The organism is Sinorhizobium sp. CB7 (genome assembly GCF_041357635.1).
In the GTDB taxonomy this organism is placed as follows: domain Bacteria; phylum Pseudomonadota; class Alphaproteobacteria; order Rhizobiales; family Rhizobiaceae; genus Rhizobium.
The window spans coordinates 156,384-162,573 of sequence record NZ_JAULLL010000016.1; the positions used below are offsets into that span (position 1 = coordinate 156,384).

Annotated in this window: 8 protein-coding genes; 4 read left to right on the top strand and 4 right to left on the bottom strand. The window is 58.5% G+C overall.

Features of this window, described 5'->3' with window-relative positions; all coding sequences use genetic code 11:
* From pgeF to lgt, 3 genes are all read right to left on the bottom strand, one after another.
* Positions 1 to 798 carry a peptidoglycan editing factor PgeF gene (pgeF, locus tag AAE029_RS26790; protein ID WP_371075938.1) on the bottom strand — a complete coding sequence of 266 codons (798 nt, stop codon included), beginning with the start codon at positions 796 to 798 and terminating at the stop codon, positions 1 to 3.
* A gap of 105 nt (positions 799 to 903) precedes the next feature.
* Complete coding sequence (locus AAE029_RS26795) at positions 904 to 2,004, bottom strand: class I SAM-dependent methyltransferase (protein ID WP_371075939.1); 1,101 nt, start codon at positions 2,002 to 2,004, stop codon at positions 904 to 906.
* 21 nt (positions 2,005 to 2,025) lie between these two features.
* Positions 2,026 to 2,916, bottom strand: a complete 891-nt coding sequence (lgt, locus tag AAE029_RS26800) for a prolipoprotein diacylglyceryl transferase (RefSeq protein WP_371075940.1) — start codon at positions 2,914 to 2,916, stop codon at positions 2,026 to 2,028.
* Positions 2,917 to 3,106: 190 nt separating this feature from the next.
* Here lgt and AAE029_RS26805 point away from each other — a divergent pair, with 190 nt between their 5' ends.
* From AAE029_RS26805 to AAE029_RS26820, 4 genes are all read left to right on the top strand, one after another.
* Complete coding sequence (locus AAE029_RS26805; protein ID WP_371075941.1) at positions 3,107 to 3,367, top strand: accessory factor UbiK family protein; 261 nt, start codon at positions 3,107 to 3,109, stop codon at positions 3,365 to 3,367.
* A 384-nt stretch (positions 3,368 to 3,751) separates the two neighbouring features.
* Positions 3,752 to 4,252, top strand: coding sequence for a YbjN domain-containing protein (locus tag AAE029_RS26810; RefSeq protein ID WP_371075942.1), 501 nt, complete (start codon positions 3,752 to 3,754; stop codon positions 4,250 to 4,252).
* 1 nt (position 4,253) lies between these two features.
* On the top strand, positions 4,254 to 5,081 hold the full coding sequence (proC, locus tag AAE029_RS26815) for a pyrroline-5-carboxylate reductase (protein WP_371075953.1): 828 nt from the start codon (positions 4,254 to 4,256) through the stop codon (positions 5,079 to 5,081).
* Between the two features lie 13 nt (positions 5,082 to 5,094).
* Positions 5,095 to 5,436, top strand: a complete 342-nt coding sequence (locus tag AAE029_RS26820; protein ID WP_371075943.1) for a tRNA-binding protein — start codon at positions 5,095 to 5,097, stop codon at positions 5,434 to 5,436.
* A gap of 54 nt (positions 5,437 to 5,490) precedes the next feature.
* Here the strand turns inward: AAE029_RS26820 and AAE029_RS26825 are convergent, their stop codons facing one another.
* Positions 5,491 to 6,072, bottom strand: a complete 582-nt coding sequence (locus AAE029_RS26825) for a DUF1349 domain-containing protein (protein ID WP_371075944.1) — start codon at positions 6,070 to 6,072, stop codon at positions 5,491 to 5,493.
* Positions 6,073 to 6,190: the final 118 nt, after the last annotated feature.

Below are 6,190 nucleotides of genomic sequence, written 5' to 3' on the forward strand. Positions count from 1 at the left end.
TTAGAAAGTATCCTCGATTGCGATGGCGGATATCTGCCGGCCGTAATCCGGCTCTCCTGCATGGGTAGTGCGTCGATAGGAAAAGAATCGGTCGGTGTCAGGGTACGTACAGAGGTCGAGGTTTTCGGCTTTCACGCCGGCATCACGCAGTCGTTGTATCGTGAGGGCGGGAAGGTCGAACATGGCGTGTCCGGGCTTTGCCGACGGTATGAAATAACACGCATAGGCGGCATCCTGCGCGACAAAGCGCTCGACGAATTCCGGCCCGACCTCGTAGTTGACCTGACTTATCGAGGGCCCGAGACAGGCGACGATCGCCTCACGGCGAGCGCCGAGCGCCACCATGGCCTCGATCGTGTTTTCCAGGACGCCCGTCAGCGTACCTTTCCAGCCGGCATGAGCTGCACCGACCACTCGGTTTTCCGGATCGGCGAAAAGGATGGGACCGCAGTCCGCCGAGAGAACGCCGATCGCGATTCCCGAAGTCGCGGTGACAATGGCATCCGCCTCCGGTCTTGAGCCGTCATAGTCCGGGCCTATGGTTACGACATGGGGAGAGTGAACCTGATGGACGGTCGCAAGTCTTTCAAGCGGCAGGCCGAACCAGCGCGCGACGCGCGTCCTGTTTTCGATGACTTTGTCACGGTCGTCGTTCGAACCCAGCCCGACATTCAAGCCGCGGTACAGTCCTTCTGAAACGCCGCCTGCACGCGTAAAATAGCCGTGACGGATGCCGGTCGTTGCGGCGGCTTTCAACAGCGCGCTTTCGATCGGAGTCGGCCGTGCTTCGTCCTTCATTTATGTCGTCCGGCGCTTTCCATGGAGATTCTGGTCTTCCGCTCGCCGGCACTCCAGCGAAGCATTCTGTTGGCGTCCGATGTTTGCTCGGGCGCGCGCTCTCTGTCAATCCACCGGACGGAAAGGCATGAGGTCGATGGCCGGGTGCGACACGGCCAGAACCTTGAAGAGCTCGCCCATCTTTCCTTCGCCGGCACCGGCAAGTCGATCCGCAGCAAGCTGAATGCTCTGCTGCAGCGAAAGATCCTTGTCGCGGCCAAGAGCCGCAGACCGCTCCCGAAGACCCAGTCCCAAGAGGAAATCGCCCTGATGGGCGCAGCCGTTCAGATGAACGCCGCAGGCCAGGGCGGTTTCCGCCAGATGCTGGAAATCGACGTGGCTCGTCAGATCGGCTTCACCCGGATGCGCGAGCGGCGGATCGAATTCGTGCATGCGCACAGCCTGTAGCGTATCGCCCAGTGCTGTCGCCATATGACCGTAGTCAATGATGACCGCAGAACCGCCGTGGACGACAAGCCGGTTACAAATGGTGCTCATTACCGCTTCGCGCGCAGGAGCGAATTCGAAAATGCTGCCGGGAGGGACATTTCTGGCCGAAGCGGGCAGGAGGGTGGGGTCTATGGTCGCAACGCCGGCTGCGAAGGTCAATTCATCGTCGGCATCGAGCCCCACCATGCGCTCGCGAAAGCCGGTCGCGGTCTTGACGAATTGCCTTATGGGAATCGCGTCGAAAAGCTCGTTGGCGGCAAGAAGCGTGAAGCCCGCGGGAATCTCATCGAAGTCCGTGTGCCATGAAAGCTTGTCCATGCGGTCCGCCAGCGTCGTGCTCTGGATATCCTGCAGGCGCTCGCTGGTTTCGACCATATGGACACTCAGCGCGTCGTAGAGCGAGGGTGCAAGACGCTCGATGACCCGGAGCATATCGGCCATCATGGTGCCGCGGCCGGGACCGATCTCTACGAGCCGGACGTCAGCGGGTGCGCCGTGACGCTGCCATGCATGCACCAGGAACACGCCGATCATTTCACCGAAAAGCTGGCTAACCTCTGGCGCTGTGACGAAATCGCCAGAGCGGCCGAAAGGTTCACGCGTTCTGTAGTAGCCATGTTCAGGATCGGCGAGGCAGAGCGAGAAATAATCGGTCACGCTGATCGGACCGTTCGCCTGTATAATCGCCTTGATCTTTTCCCCCAGGGCAGTGCTCATTCGAATGCTCTCCCGCGCGATTCAGAGCTGTTCGCTGGCGGCTTCGCCCGCGCGGCGGGCGCGGACCATGGCCCATATGCCGAGCAGGACCATGGGTGAGGAGAGGACCATGCCCATGGTCAACCAGTTGCCGGCGAGATAGCCGATCTGCGCATCAGGCTCACGGAAGAATTCGACGAAAATACGAGACAGCGCATAGCCGCAAACGAAAGCGCCGCAAACGAAGCCGGGCGTCTTCAGCGCCTGCATACGATGCGTGAGCAGGCGAAGCACAAGGAAAAGAATGATGCCTTCCGTGCCTGCCTCGTATAGCTGGCTCGGATGGCGGGTGAAATCACCGGCGGGACATATGCCCTGATTGGCCGCGATAATATACCGGTTGCAAAAGACCATCGCCCAGGGCACGTCGCTGATTCGGCCCCACAACTCCCCATTGATGAAATTGGCGATCCGGCCGCAGAAAAGCCCGATCGGAACGACCGCGGCAACGATATCGAACAGGCTCCAGATCGGTATGGCATTGCGACGTGCAAAAAGGATCATCGCTATCGTCGTGCCGATCAGGCCGCCGTGAAAGGACATGCCGCCCCGCCATATCTGGAAGGCACGCAGCGGATCTGCGACGACAGCCGCGAGGTCATAGAAAAGGATATAGCCTATACGTCCGCCGAGCACGATGCCCAGCGCTACCCAGATGATGAAATCATCGAGATGGGTTTTCGTCAGCGGCGACATGTTTCCCGGCCATAATGCGGCATTGTCGGCCAGGCGACGGGCGTAATACCAGCCGAGAAGAATGCCCGCCACGTAGGCCAGCCCGTACCAATGGATTTTAACAGGCCCAATGGCGAGCGCGACCGGGTCGATTTCCGGAAAAGGAAGAATGGCGAGAAGGGTGGCTGCTGTCTGCAAGTTGTTCCATCCATTGATGTGCGCGAAAGATGGCGTTGCGATCTCAAGCGGTCAAGTCGATTATTCGCGAAGTGTAAATCGTGCAAGGCCGGCAACGTGCGAATCGCTTGCATCGATGTTGGCGAAACCCTACCTCATGTCCTAAAGCGCTGTTGTGGCAGGACAGCGACCGCAAAGGAGCAAGACTATCATGGCGACTGGACCGAACCGTATCATGGATGAATTCGCGAAGCTTATGACCGATGCGGCAGGTGCTGCACAGGGCGTACGCCGCGAGATCGAAACCGCATTCAACGCCCAGGCCGAGCGCTGGTTGAATAGCATGGACGTGGTCAAGCGAGAGGAATTCGAGGCCGTGCGCGAAATGGCGATCAAAGCACGCGACGAGAACGAGGCGCTGCGCGCTCGAATCGATGCCCTTGAGGCTAAACTTGCCGCAGAAGGCAAGTAATTTTGCGAGAATTTCAACGTGACATGCCAAAAATTTGGCATGTCACGTTTTGCGAGAAAAAATTCGGCGGTGTTTTCCACTTGTGGACACTGCCAAAAAAGCTAGTCGTCAGAGTCGTTTATAGCATCCTTCTGGATCTAAATTAGAAGCCGTTTCCACAGCATCGCCAAGTGAATTTGAGCCCAAGGGGATGGCAGGTCGCTTAGGGCATTATACACTGATTTTACATGATGATTCGAAGCGGACATGGTAAGCTCCGGGCAGGGTGACTGCGTTAGTCTGGCAGCCGTTCAACGATCATCCGAGGGTGGTTCCGGTAGTTGCGTGTGTGTCTCTTGTGTTCGCACGAAGTGATCGCATTCATTCCGGTCGAGAAGGTGCTGCATGAGCCTTATGGAAATGGAAATTGAACGTCAGTCGAACCCGGTCGATACGATCGAATTCGTTGCGGCCCATAATGACTGGTCGTTCGAGCGTTCCGGCGAAGATGAAATCGCGATGACGGTCGAGGGCCGCTGGACGGATTACCATGTCTCCTTTTCCTGGATGGAGGAATTCGAGGCGCTGCATATCGGTTGCGCCTTCGACATCAAGGTTCCCGATACGCGGGTCAACGAAGTCATCCGGCTTCTGTCCTGTGTCAACAGTCAGGTGCTCATGGGGCACTTCGATCTCTGGCGCCAGGAGGATGTCATCATCTTCCGTCAGTCGCTGCTGCTGTCCGGCGGTGCGGAGCCAACCGGCCGTCAGGTCGAAATGCTGCTTTCCAACGCGCTCGATAGCTGCGAAGCTTATTATCAGGCCTTCCAGTTCGTAGTTTGGTCCGGAATGGACGCCAACCGCGCGATGGAGGCCGTTCTGTTCGAAACAGTCGGTGAAGCTTGAGATGATAGCGGAGGCATCTTCGGCCGGCGGACTCATCGTTCTCGTCGGCGCGGGAAATATGGGCGGCGCCATGCTGGCCGGTTGGCTGAGGAGCGGCGTTCCTGCTTCGTCCGTCATTGTTGCCGATCCAGCTCCGTCGCCTGCCATGCAGTCTCTGATCGCGGATGCCGGCGCCACGCATGTCACCGCCGTTCCGGCGGATCTCGTCGCAAGCGTGCTGTTCCTGGCCGTCAAGCCGCAGGTGATGGGCGCCGTTCTGCCCGATCTTAAAAGCGCAATCGGGCCGCAGACCGTGGTGGTATCGATTGCTGCCGGTAAGACGCTTTCCTTCCTTGAAGAGCATCTTGGTCAAGCGGCCATGGTGCGTGCCATGCCGAATACGCCGGCCATGGTCGGGCGTGGTATCACCGGTGCTTTCGCCAATTCACGGGTGAGCTCGGATCAGCGGGAGAAGGTCTCCGCTCTTTTGAGGGTGTCCGGGCCGGTCGAATGGGTGGATGCTGAAGCCGATATCGATGCGGTGACGGCACTTTCAGGCAGCGGCCCGGCCTATGTTTTCTATCTCGTCGAGTGCATGGCGGAGGCGGGCCGCAAGCTCGGCCTGCCGGCGGACCTCGCCATGCGGCTTGCGCGGGAAACCGTCGCGGGGGCTGGTGAACTCCTGCACCAGTCCCCCGATGATGCTTCGCGCCTGCGTCAGAATGTGACGTCTCCTGGCGGAACGACGGCCGCCGCACTTTCCGTCCTCATGGCGGAAAAGGGAATGCAGCCGCTTTTTGACAAAGCGATCGCTGCAGCCCGCAAGCGAGCTGAAGAACTTGCCGGCTGATCAAGGATCGCACATGCCAGAACAGATTACCTATGCCGATTTTGAGCGCGTCGACATTCGCGTCGGCACGATCATCGAAGCGCAACCTTTTCCGGAGGCGCGCAAGCCGGCGATCAAGCTGCTGATCGACTTCGGGCCTGACATCGGCATCAAGAGGTCCTCGGCACAGATCACCGTGCACTATAAGCCGGAGGAACTGGTCGGGCGACAGGTGCTCGGCGTCGTGAATTTCCCACCAAGACAGATCGGCCCGATGCGCTCGGAAGTGTTGACGCTGGGCTTTGAGGATGAAACCGGCGCCATCGTGCTCGCCGCTGTCGATCGGCCCGTGCCCAATGGCAAGAAGATGCTTTAGAGTGCTTCAGCTTTTGATGGAATTCCAGAACCGCTCAAGCTTCTGGCGTCGTCTCTAGTGGATTTCCCGTGAAACGGGATCCGCTAAGCTGAACTCAAGAAATTCCGCTTCGAAACCTTGCCGCTGTGGCGAACAGAAGGCGGGGCCGACGAGGACTTCTTCAAAGGCCGGATCGAAGTAGGCGAGGCGGGCCATTCGCCATTCCGCCATCCTGTCGGTCCGGTACTGGATGAACAATGCATCGCCATTGCGCGTAACCCGCACTGAGATTCGATCGAAATCATGATCGAGGCGAAAGGCGCTCCAGTCGGAATTGCCGTTGGTCACCACTACGCTGAAATGCTTGGCACCGTCGGTATATTCGATACCGCACTTCATCCAATGCGTGGCATCGGCGCGGACCATCAGGCCGGCCTGATCGTAAAGTTCCTCATAATATCCGACGAAGGTCACTTCGGCGGTAAAATCGCCCCTTCGCGTCCTGTGAAGGAAATGGCCGTTGTCACGGTGGAAACCGTAGTAGGTGCCCTGCCAAAAGTCTGTCCGTTCGCCTGTTACAACATGCAGGTTGCCGTCACGCATCTCTGCTTTGGCGGGCGGATTAAACCAGTTCATGCCGTCGATATCGAATGCCATGGTACCTTTCCCTCAAAACTTGTCGCGTGAAAAGAGATTCACGCGACAGGCTTTAGATCATTGTTTCATGCATGTCGTTGTCGCAAAACATGGGGTAATCGCGGCGCGATCGCCCCAG